This is a genomic window from Citrobacter sp. Cpo142, assembly GCF_030332425.1.
GTDB lineage: Bacteria > Pseudomonadota > Gammaproteobacteria > Enterobacterales > Enterobacteriaceae > Citrobacter > Citrobacter portucalensis.
On sequence record NZ_JAOWHW010000129.1, the window covers coordinates 20,025 to 33,676 of the forward strand.

Annotated in this window: 21 protein-coding genes and 1 pseudogene; 19 read left to right on the top strand and 3 right to left on the bottom strand. The window is 55.3% G+C overall.

Annotated elements, in window-relative coordinates:
- The first annotated feature begins 1 nt into the window (after position 1).
- The 6 genes from OGY18_RS17470 (at position 2) to OGY18_RS17495 (ending at position 3,199) form a co-directional block, all read left to right on the top strand.
- The gene (locus OGY18_RS17470) at positions 2-421 is read left to right on the top strand and encodes a DUF1380 family protein (RefSeq protein ID WP_022652246.1); all 420 of its coding nucleotides are present in this window, start codon (positions 2-4) and stop codon (positions 419-421) included.
- A gap of 53 nt (positions 422-474) precedes the next feature.
- A complete protein-coding gene (locus OGY18_RS17475; RefSeq protein WP_022652247.1) occupies positions 475-1,254 on the top strand; it encodes a YubG family protein in 780 nt (259 codons plus the stop codon).
- A gap of 406 nt (positions 1,255-1,660) precedes the next feature.
- Positions 1,661-2,167: an antirestriction protein ArdA gene (locus OGY18_RS17480; RefSeq protein WP_015062672.1), complete on the top strand. Its 507-nt coding sequence runs from the start codon at positions 1,661-1,663 to the stop codon at positions 2,165-2,167.
- A gap of 42 nt (positions 2,168-2,209) precedes the next feature.
- Positions 2,210-2,401, top strand: a complete 192-nt coding sequence (locus tag OGY18_RS17485; RefSeq protein WP_022652248.1) for a hypothetical protein — start codon at positions 2,210-2,212, stop codon at positions 2,399-2,401.
- Between the two features lie 191 nt (positions 2,402-2,592).
- Complete coding sequence (locus OGY18_RS17490) at positions 2,593-2,847, top strand: DNA polymerase III subunit theta (protein WP_072200699.1); 255 nt, start codon at positions 2,593-2,595, stop codon at positions 2,845-2,847.
- Between the two features lie 34 nt (positions 2,848-2,881).
- Entirely contained in the window at positions 2,882-3,199 is a 318-nt protein-coding gene (locus OGY18_RS17495) for a hypothetical protein (RefSeq protein WP_022652250.1), read from the top strand.
- Positions 3,200-3,316: 117 nt separating this feature from the next.
- Here OGY18_RS17495 and OGY18_RS27565 read toward each other — a convergent pair.
- Both OGY18_RS27565 and OGY18_RS17505 read right to left on the bottom strand, forming a co-directional pair.
- Positions 3,317-3,540: pseudogene (locus tag OGY18_RS27565) on the bottom strand (hypothetical protein); the annotation flags it as partial.
- 64 nt (positions 3,541-3,604) lie between these two features.
- Positions 3,605-3,754 carry a hypothetical protein gene (locus tag OGY18_RS17505; protein ID WP_165764090.1) on the bottom strand — a complete coding sequence of 50 codons (150 nt, stop codon included), beginning with the start codon at positions 3,752-3,754 and terminating at the stop codon, positions 3,605-3,607.
- Positions 3,755-3,824: 70 nt separating this feature from the next.
- Here OGY18_RS17505 and OGY18_RS17510 point away from each other — a divergent pair, with 70 nt between their 5' ends.
- The 12 genes from OGY18_RS17510 (at position 3,825) to OGY18_RS17565 (ending at position 12,188) form a co-directional block, all read left to right on the top strand.
- Positions 3,825-4,055 carry a DUF905 domain-containing protein gene (locus OGY18_RS17510; RefSeq protein WP_008324190.1) on the top strand — a complete coding sequence of 77 codons (231 nt, stop codon included), beginning with the start codon at positions 3,825-3,827 and terminating at the stop codon, positions 4,053-4,055.
- A gap of 70 nt (positions 4,056-4,125) precedes the next feature.
- On the top strand, positions 4,126-6,135 hold the full coding sequence (locus OGY18_RS17515; protein ID WP_286553804.1) for a ParB/RepB/Spo0J family partition protein: 2,010 nt from the start codon (positions 4,126-4,128) through the stop codon (positions 6,133-6,135).
- A gap of 42 nt (positions 6,136-6,177) precedes the next feature.
- Complete coding sequence (psiB, locus tag OGY18_RS17520) at positions 6,178-6,609, top strand: conjugation system SOS inhibitor PsiB (protein WP_008324186.1); 432 nt, start codon at positions 6,178-6,180, stop codon at positions 6,607-6,609.
- Positions 6,606-7,334, top strand: a complete 729-nt coding sequence (locus OGY18_RS17525) for a plasmid SOS inhibition protein A (RefSeq protein WP_008324185.1) — start codon at positions 6,606-6,608, stop codon at positions 7,332-7,334. The genes psiB and OGY18_RS17525 overlap by 4 nt, the downstream gene beginning before the upstream one ends.
- On the top strand, positions 7,331-7,654 hold the full coding sequence (locus tag OGY18_RS17530) for a hypothetical protein (RefSeq protein WP_008324183.1): 324 nt from the start codon (positions 7,331-7,333) through the stop codon (positions 7,652-7,654). Before OGY18_RS17525 ends, OGY18_RS17530 begins: the two co-directional genes overlap by 4 nt.
- Positions 7,655-7,715: 61 nt before the next feature.
- Complete coding sequence (locus OGY18_RS17535) at positions 7,716-7,982, top strand: hypothetical protein (protein ID WP_022652251.1); 267 nt, start codon at positions 7,716-7,718, stop codon at positions 7,980-7,982.
- Between the two features lie 720 nt (positions 7,983-8,702).
- A complete protein-coding gene (locus tag OGY18_RS17540) occupies positions 8,703-9,077 on the top strand; it encodes a hypothetical protein (RefSeq protein ID WP_008324180.1) in 375 nt (124 codons plus the stop codon).
- Positions 9,078-9,130: 53 nt separating this feature from the next.
- Complete coding sequence (locus OGY18_RS17545) at positions 9,131-9,418, top strand: hypothetical protein (protein WP_008324178.1); 288 nt, start codon at positions 9,131-9,133, stop codon at positions 9,416-9,418.
- A gap of 46 nt (positions 9,419-9,464) precedes the next feature.
- Positions 9,465-9,809: a hypothetical protein gene (locus OGY18_RS17550; RefSeq protein WP_022652252.1), complete on the top strand. Its 345-nt coding sequence runs from the start codon at positions 9,465-9,467 to the stop codon at positions 9,807-9,809.
- Positions 9,810-9,894: 85 nt separating this feature from the next.
- The gene (locus tag OGY18_RS17555; protein WP_008324174.1) at positions 9,895-10,158 is read left to right on the top strand and encodes a hypothetical protein; all 264 of its coding nucleotides are present in this window, start codon (positions 9,895-9,897) and stop codon (positions 10,156-10,158) included.
- A 156-nt stretch (positions 10,159-10,314) separates the two neighbouring features.
- A complete protein-coding gene (locus OGY18_RS17560; RefSeq protein ID WP_369700117.1) occupies positions 10,315-11,031 on the top strand; it encodes an N-6 DNA methylase in 717 nt (238 codons plus the stop codon).
- A 626-nt stretch (positions 11,032-11,657) separates the two neighbouring features.
- Positions 11,658-12,188 carry an antirestriction protein gene (locus tag OGY18_RS17565; RefSeq protein ID WP_008324170.1) on the top strand — a complete coding sequence of 177 codons (531 nt, stop codon included), beginning with the start codon at positions 11,658-11,660 and terminating at the stop codon, positions 12,186-12,188.
- Between the two features lie 46 nt (positions 12,189-12,234).
- On the opposite strand, the gene OGY18_RS17570 is transcribed toward OGY18_RS17565, so the two are convergent.
- Positions 12,235-12,711: a transglycosylase SLT domain-containing protein gene (locus OGY18_RS17570; protein ID WP_008324168.1), complete on the bottom strand. Its 477-nt coding sequence runs from the start codon at positions 12,709-12,711 to the stop codon at positions 12,235-12,237.
- Positions 12,712-13,142: 431 nt separating this feature from the next.
- Here OGY18_RS17570 and traM point away from each other — a divergent pair, with 431 nt between their 5' ends.
- On the top strand, positions 13,143-13,535 hold the full coding sequence (gene traM, locus OGY18_RS17575; RefSeq protein WP_008324167.1) for a conjugal transfer relaxosome DNA-binding protein TraM: 393 nt from the start codon (positions 13,143-13,145) through the stop codon (positions 13,533-13,535).
- Positions 13,536-13,652 lie beyond the last annotated feature (117 nt).

The window sequence follows — 13,652 nt, forward strand, 5'->3', positions numbered from 1 at the left end:
CATGTACGGAACCTGTGAAACCCTCTGCCGGTTGTTGCGTGAGCAGTATCCCGCAGAAACCCCGCTGAACCTCATTATCTGGTCCCCGGCGGATATCGAAGCACTGGCCGACGGAATGGAATATGCCGTTTCGGAGCAGGACACAAGGGCGGTACTGGCGCGTATGGACGCCATTCCGGAGGAACAACGGCTTGAGTCGGGCGTGTCTGCCGGTGCGGTGATGGATCTGATTGAACAGGTGAAACAGGCCGCAGCGGCGGTGAGTGTGCCGGCTGACCTGCTTGAAACCCTGCTGACCACTGCCGAACAGGCGTTATGGCACAGGGAATGGACCGCCCGTGACAGCAATCATCCGGTCCCGGAAAGCGTTACCCGCCGCCTGGCTGATGCGGCGAAAGTTCGCGCCTTACTGAAAAACTGAAATCAACACGCCGCCCGGGCGGCGTGTACTGACCCCGTTCAGAGGAACCCATTATGCAGGAAATCACCACGTTAACCGCCCTTGTTATGCGCCGTGCGCGCGATTTGATTGCTGATTATGGATGGCCTGACCATACCGATGTTGATCAGCGTGATCCGGTCAATAAACCGGGCTGGATAAGCATTTATGTCCGTCTGGATGCGGCAAATATTGTTCATCTGCTGCCTTTGCTTTGTACCGGTGACGTACCCGCAGAGCTGCAAAGTGCCATGACAAAAATATCCGGGACGCCAGCGCAGATTATTTTATCCGGCAGCCGCTATGCCGACGCGCCGCAGCTTCCGGAGGACGGAACACAGATAGCTTTCCCCTGGGCCGGGGAATGGCTGACGGAGCCGGAGATTCAGGCTGTAACGGATTGCCTGTCCCGCGCCGTGCGGGATGTATCCCGGCAGGTATGGGAGGATGCGCGCCGGATAAAGGCGGCACTGAACACGCGCGGGGAAACGCTGTTTTATCGCCAGACCCGAAACTTCCGTCTGGTTGTGAAGGAAAATGATATGCCCTGCTGGCTGGACGATGATGACAATTTGCCGGTGGTGCTCGATGCCATCCTGAACAAAGGGGCACGCTACAGTAGCGTCGAGTTCTTTGTTATCAGCGACAAAGTGGATCAAATCCTGGCATGTGGCCAGATGTGCGATGTGCTGCGTATTCCGGGCGAGCCTCCGCGCCGGTGGATGGATTTAACCCTGTTACATGAGGTCATGGCAGAAGCGCGTGCAGAAATCAGTCTTGTCCGCAATGCCCTGTCAGCAATCCGGCCAGTTTAGCGAACAGCAGGGGGCGGCGGCCCCCTGAATCTGGCACGAAGGATAAGGATGTCGCCGGCTCCGCTTTTACGGCTCTTCCTCCACGTTGTTCCGGCTTCGCGTTGAGTAACGTCCCGTGCGGCCTGCGGCAAACGCCGTGCCTCTACTGTAGCCGGGCCGCGGCTGATGCAAGGGAAGCGTAAACGCCGTCACCTTCACCCGGTCGCAGTTTATTTCAAAGGCATTATCCGCCGTCTTCCCGTCGTTTTCCGGCTCAGTTTTCGCCGTCAAACCGTCCAGCCTGCTCCTGCTTTTTTACTGCGCTGCGGCTTCGGTGACGCCCTTGCATCCTCCGCTTTTCGCCCGGCTGTCGTGTCGGCACGGCGTAAGCCGGAACTCAGACGACATCGACTAGGGAGGATTTTTTATGAGCACTACGACCACCACACCCGCTGTTTACGTGGGCACGTATCACAAATACAACTGCGGCAGCATTTTCGGCAAATGGTTTGATCTGACGGAATTTGACGGCAGGGAGGATTTTTACGAGGCCTGTCAGGCGCTGCATGCCGATGAATGGGATGCCGAGTTTATGTTTCAGGACTGGGAAGGTATCCCGTCGCAGTTCGTCTCTGAATGCTCCATTGACTGGGATTTTATCGCCGCTTACAAACGCGCCGAAGAAGAGGGCAGGGAAGCCGCTTTTATCGCCTGGGCGGAGTATACTGGCGAGTGTGATTATGACGCGTTTGATGATGCGTACCGGGGCGAGGCGGAAAGCGAGGAGGACTTTGCGCGGGAGATGGTGGAGGACAACGGCCTGTTAAATGAGGTGCCGGAGCCGTTGCGCAGCTATTTCGATTTTGAAGCCTGGGCGCGTGACCTGTTCAGCAGCGGCTATGTGTTCCATGACGGCTATGTCTTCAGCAACTGATTAATGTCCGGCGGGGAAACCCGCCGGTTAAGGATAAAACGTATGAAACTTGCAACGGAAACCCGCGAGATCCTGCGACAGTACAAAGCGCTTATTAATGCCCGCCGCCGCGAGAATGGGCAGTCGGCGCTTCGGACAGAACAGGTGATCGACGAAATATGTTACTACATGACCTGTCAGAGCGCTGTTTACCTTTGCGGCCAGTTTATACGACAGGACGGATACGGCCAGTAAACATGATGGCAGGCGTCCGGCCGGAGGGCGCCTGTCAGCCCGCGCGAAAACCCGGGCAGGCTGCGCCTGCCGGAGAGAAACTTCGCCGCGCCTGCGGCGCCGCGCACTCTCCTCTCCATTGTCAGTCGCTGTTGCCCGGGAATGTGCGTATTATCAGGGATATCTTCCTGTAAAGCAGACCGGTGATGCATATGTCGAAGTGGAATATCGCCTCTTTCTCAAAAGAAGATCAGGATAAGGTCTCGGTCGATAAAGCCGCCGCTGCCGTTGCCTGGCAGGAAAGGATGAACAGGCCCGTGGTGCCGGAGCTGGCTGAACGGGAACAGCCTGAACATCTTCGCCAGTATTTCCGTGAACGGCTTGACGTTCATCGGCAGAACAGTCAGCAGCTGCCGCGCGCAAATGCGCCCGAATATCATAAACCCGGAGATGAGCAGCAGAAGTGATTCTTATCATCAGTGTGTCCAGGGAGGATATTTTATGCGTATTTCTCTGATGTTTGCAGCCGTGACTCTTTTAACCGGTATTAACCTGTTGTTTATTCCGTTTCAGCCTGTACCGGCTCTATGGGGGGGAATCTTGGCCGTTGCTTTTATCCTGATTAATGTCGCGGCGGATAAACTGCGTCTCTGGAGTGGCGTTGCATGGATTATCGTTGCCGGCATCATCATAATGTTGATGCTGAAGGGGAAGGAACCGGGGGACGAATTAAGAGTGCTGATCACCGTTTTTGCTTTCCTGGCTTCGGCCTGGTATAGCGTTGTGCAGTACAGAAAAGAAAAGCATTTTCGCTCCTGATGTTCCCGGCTGGCATCAAGCTGGATGATCGTCAGCCATCATTTTAGCCGCATGTAATCCATTCTTATCCTCCCGTTTTCTGTTTTCTGCCCGTTCCCGTTTTCATTGCGGGCGTCCGGGCGGGCTGTCGTGAACGGAGCCGGTAAACCGTCTCCGCCCTTCGGGCTTCCATCCCATGACGCAACACCAGGGCTTGCAGCATCCTTATCAGGATGCGCCGCCTCTGTCGCGCCGTGGTCTGCGCTCCCTGCACCCCGGCGAAAATCAACGGCCGCCGGGCTGTAAGGGGCAACGCCGTTTCGCGCCCGCGCTTTCCGTCGTTGCGGCGGGTTCCTGCTCATTCCTTGCCTGGTTTTTTCACCCTTTTGAGTCCTTTCGCCGGGGCTGAGACAAGCACAGCCGCTGTCAGCTGTCCAGGGTAAATGGCACGCGGTAAACCGCGCCCCGGACATCCGCCATCGCCCGCGCTGGTTTACGCCCCTGCGGCGAACGGCTCTCAAACGGGTGAAGGTAACAACCAGCGGGGGCGTTCAGCAGGTCCCCGCAAAACGTCAAAACCGCGGCCCCGGCAACTCAATGGGTGATGGTTTTTTAAAAGCAAAACAGGTTCAGAAGGAGGGGCAACATGAGCGAGGCGCTGGCGGTTTTACCCGACGACACCTTTACCCGCGAACAGGCTGAGGTCGTTGCGGCGCAGTACACCAACGTGGCAATTGAGGACGATCAGGGTACACATTTTCGTCTGGTCGTTCGTCAGAACGGCGTAATGGTCTGGCGCGCGTGGAATTTTGAAGCGGATGCCGGGAAATGGCTCAACCGTTACATCGAACGTTACGGTATTCGTAAACAGCAGTAAATAAGAAGGTGCCCTGCCGGAGCGGTAACTCCGCAGGGCCGGACAATCATCAATCAGTGAGGTATCAACTATGTCAGTAACCGATGTTAAAGCAAAAGCACCCAAAAAAGCGAGCAGCAAAAAAATTACGAAGGCACAGGAGGCTGCCCTGAAGATCGCCCTTGAGGCCGCTGCGGTCGAGTACGTTCCGCTGTCCGATCTCGTTAAATCCCCGCTGAACGTGCGCTCCATCCCCTATTCCGTGGACAGCGTTCGCGGTCTGGCCGACTCCATCGAGACGCTCGGACTGCTGCAGAACCTTATTGTTCACACCCTCGCGGACGGACAATCCGGCGTGGCCGCAGGTGGCCGCCGATTAACTGCCCTGCAACTGCTGGCGCAGGAAGGGCGTCTCGCTGCTGACCATACCGTTATGGTGAAGCGTGTTTCCGACGACATTGCCGCCCTTGCCTCCGTCGCCGAGAACGAGCAGCGCGCCGCCATGCATCCCGCCGAGCAGATTGCAGGTTTCCGTACGCTGGCAGGGCAGGGCAAAACCCCCGCGCAGATTGGCGACGCGCTCGGCTTCGGCTCCCGTCACGTGCAGCGCATGCTGAAGCTGGCAAACCTCGCCCCCTCCCTGATGGAGAAGCTTGCACAGGACGAACTGACCGTTGAGCAGTGTCAGGCGCTCTGTCTCGAGGACGATCCTGCCCGTCAGGTCGAGGTATTCGAAAACGTGAAGGCCAGCTGGTCAAACGCGCCCGCACACCTGATTAAACGCGCTATTACCGAAACCGAGATGCGCACCGACAACGCCAAATTTCGTTTTATCGGGCGCGATGCCTACGAGGCGGCAGGGGGTTACATCCGTGAAGATCTGTTCAGCCAGGACGAGGGCGACGGTACGGCTGACAGCGTGCTGGTTGAGCGTCTGGTGCAGGAAAAGCTGGAGCGTATCGCGCAGGACATTCAGCAGCGGGAGGGCTGGGCATGGAGTCGCGGACGCGCAGCCCGCATCTGGTACCACGGCGAAGACGGTAAGGAGTTCGTGCAGCCTGCTGAACCCGATCCGGTGTACACCCCTGAGCAGCAGCAGCGTCTTGGTGCGCTGCGGGAGCAGTACGATACATATGACAGCGTTTGCGACGAGTCAGATGCGATCGAAGCGGACATCCTCGCCATTCAGGCGGCGGCAGAAGCCAGCGCGTGGACTGACGACATGAAGTCAGGCGCGGGAGTGATGGTCAGCCTGTACGAAGGGCAGGTGTACGTGCAGCGCTGTGTGCGCCTGAAAGCGGATATGCCTGAAGAAACCGTAACCAGCAGCGTAACGGTGCCATTCACCTCACGCCAGCCCGACGCCGCAGAGGGGATCAGTGTTCCGCTGCTCACGAAAATGACCTCCGAACGTACGCTGGCAGTCCAGGCGGCGCTGATGCAGCAGCCCGAAAAGGCGGTGGCGCTGATGGTCTGGCGCATGTGTACCTGCGTCTTCTCGGGCTGCCTGACCACGACGCATCCGTTCCGTATCAGCCTCACTGTATCTCACGGCAGCCTGACGGAGAACGCCCCGTCCGGTAAGGATGGCGCAGCGTTTAACATCCTGATGACCGAACGGGCAAGGCTGAAAGCCCTGCTGCCGGAAGGGTGGGAGAAGGACTTCACCACCTTCTTTGCCCTTGACGGCGGGGTGTTGATGTCGCTGATGGCCTTCTGCACGGCCTGTTCCGTTGACGGGGTGCAGACCCGCGATATGGGGCACACCTCGCGCAGTACCCTCGATGCGGTCGAGGCGGCAATCGGCTTCCACCTGCGCGACTGGTGGCAGCCGACGAAGGACAACTACTTCGGCAGCCTGAAACATCCGCAGATTGTCGCCTCCCTGAAAGAGGCGGGGCTGACGGGCGCGGCGGGTGACGCGGAGAAGATGAAGAAGGGCGATGCTGCAGCGCATGCGGAGCACTTTATGCAGCACACCCGCTGGGTTCCGGCATGGCTCAAAGGACCGGAGTCAGCGGGTGAATCCGGTGCAGACGACGCGGCTTCAGATACCGACAGCCCTGACAACGACACCACCAACACGGCACACGCCGCCTGATAACGGAGCGCCGCCCTGCGGGGCGGCGATAAGGAGATACCCATGCGCACTATTCTGACCCCCGATGTACTGAAAACGATGTCCTGTGATGAGTTTGAGGACTGGCGGGACAGCGGCGAAGACTTCCGCCGCGAACTGACCCACGCCGTCATGCGTGACCTGTCCTGCCCTGAAAACTGGGATGTGAACGGCGAGTACCGCAGCGAGTTCGGCGGCTTCTTCCCCGTACAGATACGCTTTACCCCCTCGCACGGCAATTACCATATTGCGGTGTGCAGTCCTGGTGCCATCAGTCCGGCGTGGATGGTGGTGTTCGTGCCCGCCAGCGGTCGCCCGTTCTCCGTCATTCGTACCCTGAGCGGCTACCAGCCGGAGCTTGTCAGCCACACCGTCAGCCTGACGGCGCGTCTCGATGCGGACGGATACAGTCAGGCCAGCATCATCAGTATTCTGGCAGCGGAGGGCGCGGCATGATACCTGCAAACCTGTCACTGGTTCCCTTCAGCCCTGAGCGACGCGCCGCGATGGAGGCCATCGCGGAGGTTGAACGCCGGCGGTCGCGCGGCGCGGTGTCCACGATGTATCCGTATGCCAGCGCCTTTTTCCGGCGGCTCACGGGCAGCACGCGCATCACTATCAGGGAAATCCATCATTTTGCGCCGGTGCTGACGGCGCGGGAGCTGCGGGGCAGCAGGGACAGCTGGCTCAGTGCCATCGATGCGCTGATTGAAAGTCGCGGGACGCGTTGCTGGCTGCCGCTTCCCGTTGGTGCGGGTCAGCGCCTCTTTCCGGAGGTGGCCTTTCAGCAGACCGAGCGGGTTCGCTGTCAGGACGCCCTGCGGGATGAAAAATACACCCGACAGCGTCACAAAGAACGGTGCCAGCGTGAGCAGGCGTACCAGGCGCTGGCGGGGCAGGCGGAGATTGAGCTGGCATTCCATACGCCTGAAACGGTCAGCAGCTGGAGCGCACGCTGGTCGGGGACTGAACTGCGCCAGTACGACCTGGAAGAGATGTTCTGGCGCTGGAGCGAGCGTTTCCCGTCACTGGAGCCAATGGAGCGCTGGACGATGGAGAGTCAGCCTTTCTGGACGGTGATGGCTGAAACGAATGCGCTGGCAAGGGAAAGTCCGGGATCTGTCCGGCAGCTGGAGCGCTGGATGGTACCCAACAAGCTGACAGCGCGGAGTCAGGTATGAAGTGGCGTTACTCGCTGCGCTGGAAGCGTCCCGGTCCCTGTCCCGGTGAACCTGAACTGGCGTCAGAAGTGGTGGAGGCCGGGAAGCCAGCCCCTGAGTCCGTGATGTCACTGTGGGTGGCAGGAGCCGGATATGCTGTCTGCGTTGATTTTCTGTATGAACGGCCGATCAGGCGCTGGAGCGATGAGCGAAAGGCGGCCACGCGGCGACGGAATCTGGCGCGTCGTGTTAACAGGATCGCGCCCCTGTTTGCAGATGAACTCATTGAGCGGGAACTGACGGTGCGACCGGATTATTTTCGGGGAAAGTCGCCTCACTGAGTCTGATATCATATCCTGCCAGAATACGGTCGGCAGGGTGCTTAAAAGGGATAATTTAGAGATGAGATACTGGATACTGGTCGCGCTGTTAAATGGCCTGTTTACGCTGGTCATACATTACGCGGCGCCGGAGATGTTCGGAAGCACGGCGTACTATGCCGGGGTGGCAATCTGTGCCCTGATTGCGCTGGTTATCACCTGGCGCGATCCGCCAGGTATGCTGGACAACGTGCTCTTGTTTCTCCTTAAGTGGGGAATTGTGGCTTCAGGTCTGGCGTTTTTTATCTGGGGGTATCGGATACAAGCTGGAATTCTGGGGAGATCATAACCCCGATGAAATTGGCGGTGCTGAGCGGTGTTCTGCTTCTGGTCAGTGGCTGGGTGTACTGGAGGCGAAGGTAACAAACTATACGCCAGCGTGAGGGCAGGAAAGTAAAAAGAGCGGTTATGCCTGCGGTATAACTGCTCTTTTATATGGTCCTCACGCTTTGTAATTTCCTGCTGTGAATCACCTCTGAAGAACGAACGCTGCGAATTATGGTGGCAGTTGTCTGTATCATCTTTTCAAATTTGCCTGCTGTCTGACGGGGTCACTGGCCATGACTGCGGGCGACCTCCCTGACGGGAACCGGGGCTGTCGTAAACGGAGCCGGTAAACCGTCTCCGCCCTGACGGGCTTCCATCCCACTGTCGCAACGTCAACACCGGCTCGCAGTGACCGTTCCGGTCACGCCGCTTTCACCATGCCGGCGATAAAGCCGCCGGCACTCAGGTGACGCCACGTCGTTCCGCCGTGTCGGGTGTGTTCATCCTCTCCCCGTACCTCTGGCGAGCCCTCTCCCGTTAAGTCCCCGGGCGGAGGGCTTGTCGTAGCACCGTCGTGTCGTCATCCGAAGGGTGAAATGCACTCCGCCAAAACTTTTTGCGAGGGACCGCAAAAACTTTAGTCTCCGCCCTTCTCCTGCCGCCCCGCCGTTGCTCCTTTGCCCTTTGCCGCCAGGGAACTCACCGAGAGATGGATAAACCACCAGACAGGAGGAAAAGCAGGATGAACACACAGAACGTCAACGTCAAAACCGCCACCAAAGAATCTTCCGAAAGATGGGTGAAAACCTCGTCCCTGCGTACTGATGGCTTTGTGCGCAATATCCATTCCCGTAACCCGTTCGATGTTATTCGCGCGGACGTGGTGCTGGCCCGTATGGAAATACAGGCTAACCGGGGATGTGGCCTGCACTACGAGATTTATGAGTCCCGTCTGCTGGGTATGGCTATGCATTACCTGGCAGAACTGCCACTGAAAGACCGTCCGGCGTTTATGGGGGCGGCAGCGAAACGGGGTTACATGCTGACGACTGCGGAAGAAGAACGTGCCGATGGTGAATGTGCTGACCTGATGATCGAGCTGGCGGCGGATTACTGATTACTTAACCGGCTGGCGGCAGGGGATGCCGCCAGTCACACCGGAGAAACATTATGAGCAACAGCAACACGAACAGTACGTTCAGCTTTGACGCATGGGAGAAAAGCGCGCTCAGCGAACTTGATACCCTGCAAAACCACGTCAGTAAAGCCCTGATGAAGTACCAGAGCAATACGGACAAAACGGCGCTGGGCGAGTCTGCAAACCGCTATATGGGCGAACTCAGAACCGCTGTCACGCGCATCCTGAAAGCCACGCCAGCCATTCAGCAGAAAGTCGACGAGATTGCCGACATGCTGCACCTGATGGCGCATTTTTCCGGCATCACGTTCGACGAATAACCACCACGGCGAAATATCAACGCCATTAACCAGAAGGAGATAAACCATGCACTTAAATCTGACCGAATCCTGCGCTGAAGCGGGTATTTATGCGACCAGTGAGGCCGAACGCGCGTACTGGCTGAGCCGCGAAAAGTCATATCTGACCGCGTCCGTCGAAATCGACGTACACGCCTTCCATGATGCGCTGGGGCTGATGTACCCGATGAACTGGCGCAGCAGTCAGAACGGCGAGTGTGAAACCTTCATGCTGGCGGAAATGGTCTGCGGCAATGTGACCGAAATCTACGCGCGGATCGGTATCCGTTATTACCGGATGTGCGACTACAGCAACCTTGACCACGCGGAGATTCTGGCACGCGTTAAGGAGGGAGTGCAGCGCCAGAAATGAAAAAGGCAGACTTTCGTCTGCCATATCCCGCCGGATTTACCCGCTTGCAACGATTAATCCGGCCTTCACCAAAAGGAACAAACCAATGCAATTCAGTGAAGTTTCGATTGTTACACCGACCGCCCTGTATGTCCAGATGCTTGAGGCGGAAAACGCACCCGTAAAAAAACAGGTGCGTATTAAACGCAGTGATATCGACCGTGACGACATCAGCGCCGAAATGCGGGCGCTGGGCCGTCACATAGCGCACTGCCGGAAGAAGGGGCGCGCCGTTCGTATTCCTGCCATGCGCGGGAGTGAGTGGGGGCAGGTGTTACGCACGCTCGAACTGAAGCGGGCATTTAACTGATAACTGAGCCGCTCCTTACGGGGCGGCATTTAAGGAGGAAATATGTCTCAACTCAGTTTTGCCAGCTTCTTTGATCAGGCGAGAGAAGCCGCACCCTTAACACCCGCTAAACCCGTATTGCCCACCGTGAATGCGCAGCCGATACTGCACCGGATGATGACAATCGACCAGGCCCGCCGCCAGTTTATCAGCGTGTTCAGGGATACCGCCCGCAGCCTGCGCCGCTGGGAGGTGTTCAGCGACTTTATCACGCTGGCCGCCAGCGAGCTGGATATGGCGCGGATAAGAACGCCAGAGAATATTGAGCAGAGCCGCAAAATCTGCGCGAAGTACAGCGAGAGTGATATCAGCAACCTGCATACGCTTTTCTGCCTGATGGTCTGCGCACTGGAGGCCAAATTCCACGACTTCCTCGGCGCGATCTTCATGGAGCTTGAGCTTGGCGACGACCGCAACGGACAGTATTTCACGCCGTATCACGTCCAGTCACTGCTGGCGAGGCTGCTGATGCCGGACGTCGACGAAACGATACGCCGTGAGGGATTCGTTACCGTCAGCGATCCGGCAAGCGGTGCGGCGGGAATGATTGTGGCGTATGCGGAATATCTGCTGGAGGCGGGCTATAACCCGTCTGAACATATGTTCGGAAGCTGCATCGATATTGATTCTGTTGCGGCCGATATGGCGTTTATTCAGCTTTCCCTGCTGGGTATTCCTGCCGAGGTGGTCACGGGCAATACGCTGACGATGAAGTTAAACAGGGTGCGGTATACGCCTGTGTACTACATCAACAACTTTGGTAAGCGGCTGGACGATCAGCGCCGTATCAGTGCCATGCGCGACTTTTTGCGCTGTATAAATGACGCTGCATAGCTATCCAGAAGGGCAGGGGAGTGTCCTGCCTTTCGTGGCATCAAAGGCCGCGCGCCTGCGGCGCAGAATAAGCAGGCTGCGCTGACGCGCTGCCTGCATTATTCCGGCGCGTGGTAGTCTGAAGCTCCTGTCTTTTGGTCAGGTGGTTAATATTCCTCATTCTCCTGCTGGCGATGGTCTTTATTATTCTGCCGCGGATATGGATATTATCCTTTCTTTTCCGGGCGTCGTCCCTGAAGGGACACGGCTGTCGTGAACGGAGCCGGTAAACCGTCTCCGCCCTTCGGGCGTCCATCCTGACGTAAATTCAAATTCACGCTTGCTGCATCCCGAATGGATGCGCCGCTTTCACCGTGGCGGTAATAAATTACCCCCACTCTGAAGCCCGTAACGGTAATTCGTCTTACGCCGATTTTCCGTTACGGGATGTGTGCATTCTCCTGGTGTGACTATCGCCCGATTTCATCAGTTCGCGGAGGGCTGCTTTTAGCATCAGCCAGTAAGGAAATAAAGGGGTATATAAACGCTGCGCGCCCCTTTATTTCCTTACTGTCAGCTGCTCATTGCCCTTCGCCGCTCAGTGATGAAGTCGAACGATGTAATAACCCAATGAGGAGAAAACCAGAATGCACACATTAAACGTCAAAACCGCCACTCGTGAATCAGCCGAACAATTTAAGATCGATGAACGCCAGCGCTACTCTGTTACAGATGGTGATGAACGTCTGGATTTTATTCCTGCGCTCTTTTTTACGCCTTCTGCTGATAACATGATTGCCAGCTGGTTACGTCAGCATTCAGATTATGATGGCGGTTTCTGGAATTACTGGATTATTCCGCAGGGCACCGGAGGAAACATTGCTCCGAACTGTGTCAGATTCACCACGACGCAAACCGGATATATCGCACCGGAAGGTGAACAGCGCTATAACATGGTTATTCCCGGTAATTACTTTGAAGCAGAGGTCAGTGCCGATGCTGCCGGAATTATTGCGACCCTGATGATCATGAACTGGTTGTCCTGGCAGGTTGCAGATATGGGGCCTGAATATTCGAAAGTCTGTAAACACCTCGTCGCTCGTCAGGATGCACTGAAAGACTACATCAGTATCATAAAACACCCTGAAGCAGATTTAATTTATCGGGCTATTGATTGACGACATAAATACTGGATGAATAAAAAGACCTCCTGTTGAGGTCTTTTTACTGTTTTGCAAGAGTCTGCGCTGCATTTTTATTATTCTTTATAGCCCGATATGTTGCCTCAATTTTTCTGGCATAGACATATCTTCTCTGCGCCTGTTCTTCTGTTTTCCTGAAACCTGCATTATAAGCGCCCACGGCCTGCCAGCTGACTCCCCACTTTTTGAATGCAATTGCAAGATAGTAAGCCCCGGTGTAGATATTCATACACGGATCGGAAAGAAGATGCTCCGGTTTTATTCCATAACGAGCCAGTTCGTTAAAGTGCTGGGAGTCCACCTGCATAAGTCCGGAGCCAAAACCCGAAACAGGATTGTAGCCTTTTACGTATGTGCGGAAGTTCGATTCATTCCAGGAGATTGCCCGAAGCAGATCCGGATCTATATGATAATCCCTTCCTGCCAGATCAAAACAATCAGCAGCGTTCAACATTCCAGAAAAAGCCAACATTAAAAACGTAAGAGCAATCCGTTTCATTTCTTCCCTCCGGGCACCATGCCGGAAATACGTTAACCCATCCCATGCCCAGACTCAACTAATATGCACTCCTCACCACCAAAAGCTCCACACCCCACGCAAAATTAAAGTTTTTCTGATTGGGTATTCAAATCATGCAGTTAGTGAAAAAGTAATGTGAAATAATTTATTTTAATGTGTGTAAACGACTCGGTAGCGAGTTCTATTCGACTCGGTAAAAACTCTACTCAGAGTCATTTGTGACTATTTTTAATAAATCCATTGAGTTATGACTACGGCGAGTCTATATTCGAGTCGTGAATTTTTACAGTGTGTGTCGGCATGCAAGTCGTCTGTTTTCTGGCAGGGAGTTTGTGCCGAGTCGTGCATTTTTAGCTTTTCAAAATATTCTGAGGTACAGAAGTTTTGGAACTATAAATAAGGAGAAAATTATGGCCAGAGTTCAGGTCTATGTAAGCGATGAAGTGTCAGAGAAAATAAGAGTAATCGCTGAAAAACGTCGCGCTGAAGGAGCGAGAGATAAAGATGTAAGTTTTTCGAGCATTGCATCAATGCTGGTCGAACTTGGTCTTCGGGTCTATGAAGCGCAAATGGAAAGAAAAGAGTCTTCCTTTAATCAGGCGCTCTATAATAAAACTATTCTTGAAAATGTAATGAAAACTCAATTTATAGTCAGCAAGCTCCTGGCGATGGAGTCGCTGAGTCCGCATCTCGCAGGAAATGAAAAATTTGATTTCAGGGATATGGTTACGTGTATACGTGAAGATGTGCAACAGATTGTTGAAAAATTCTTCCCCCAGGAGGAAGAGTCTCAAGATAATTAGCTGAAAATGTTTGATAAATAGGATTTAGATCTGCTGTTTTTGAGTGACTTTGGCGTCAGTAATTGATATATTTTATGCAGACATAAGTAAAATTTGATGCTCGCCATTCAGTTTGGC

Bases quoted from the DNA above. Each gene is read 5' to 3' on its own strand.
- OGY18_RS17470 (WP_022652246.1), top strand. From the start codon at position 2: ATGTACGGAACCTGTGAAACCCTCTGCCGGTTGTTGCGTGAGCAGTAT.
- OGY18_RS17475 (WP_022652247.1), top strand. From the start codon at position 475: ATGCAGGAAATCACCACGTTAACCGCCCTTGTTATGCGCCGTGCGCGC.
- OGY18_RS17480 (WP_015062672.1), top strand. From the start codon at position 1,661: ATGAGCACTACGACCACCACACCCGCTGTTTACGTGGGCACGTATCAC.
- OGY18_RS17485 (WP_022652248.1), top strand. From the start codon at position 2,210: ATGAAACTTGCAACGGAAACCCGCGAGATCCTGCGACAGTACAAAGCG.
- OGY18_RS17490 (WP_072200699.1), top strand. From the start codon at position 2,593: ATGTCGAAGTGGAATATCGCCTCTTTCTCAAAAGAAGATCAGGATAAG.
- OGY18_RS17495 (WP_022652250.1), top strand. From the start codon at position 2,882: ATGCGTATTTCTCTGATGTTTGCAGCCGTGACTCTTTTAACCGGTATT.
- OGY18_RS17510 (WP_008324190.1), top strand. From the start codon at position 3,825: ATGAGCGAGGCGCTGGCGGTTTTACCCGACGACACCTTTACCCGCGAA.
- OGY18_RS17515 (WP_286553804.1), top strand. From the start codon at position 4,126: ATGTCAGTAACCGATGTTAAAGCAAAAGCACCCAAAAAAGCGAGCAGC.
- psiB (WP_008324186.1), top strand. From the start codon at position 6,178: ATGCGCACTATTCTGACCCCCGATGTACTGAAAACGATGTCCTGTGAT.
- OGY18_RS17525 (WP_008324185.1), top strand. From the start codon at position 6,606: ATGATACCTGCAAACCTGTCACTGGTTCCCTTCAGCCCTGAGCGACGC.
- OGY18_RS17530 (WP_008324183.1), top strand. From the start codon at position 7,331: ATGAAGTGGCGTTACTCGCTGCGCTGGAAGCGTCCCGGTCCCTGTCCC.
- OGY18_RS17535 (WP_022652251.1), top strand. From the start codon at position 7,716: ATGAGATACTGGATACTGGTCGCGCTGTTAAATGGCCTGTTTACGCTG.
- OGY18_RS17540 (WP_008324180.1), top strand. From the start codon at position 8,703: ATGAACACACAGAACGTCAACGTCAAAACCGCCACCAAAGAATCTTCC.
- OGY18_RS17545 (WP_008324178.1), top strand. From the start codon at position 9,131: ATGAGCAACAGCAACACGAACAGTACGTTCAGCTTTGACGCATGGGAG.
- OGY18_RS17550 (WP_022652252.1), top strand. From the start codon at position 9,465: ATGCACTTAAATCTGACCGAATCCTGCGCTGAAGCGGGTATTTATGCG.
- OGY18_RS17555 (WP_008324174.1), top strand. From the start codon at position 9,895: ATGCAATTCAGTGAAGTTTCGATTGTTACACCGACCGCCCTGTATGTC.
- OGY18_RS17560 (WP_369700117.1), top strand. From the start codon at position 10,315: ATGACAATCGACCAGGCCCGCCGCCAGTTTATCAGCGTGTTCAGGGAT.
- OGY18_RS17565 (WP_008324170.1), top strand. From the start codon at position 11,658: ATGCACACATTAAACGTCAAAACCGCCACTCGTGAATCAGCCGAACAA.
- OGY18_RS17570 (WP_008324168.1), bottom strand. From the start codon at position 12,711: ATGAAACGGATTGCTCTTACGTTTTTAATGTTGGCTTTTTCTGGAATG.
- traM (WP_008324167.1), top strand. From the start codon at position 13,143: ATGGCCAGAGTTCAGGTCTATGTAAGCGATGAAGTGTCAGAGAAAATA.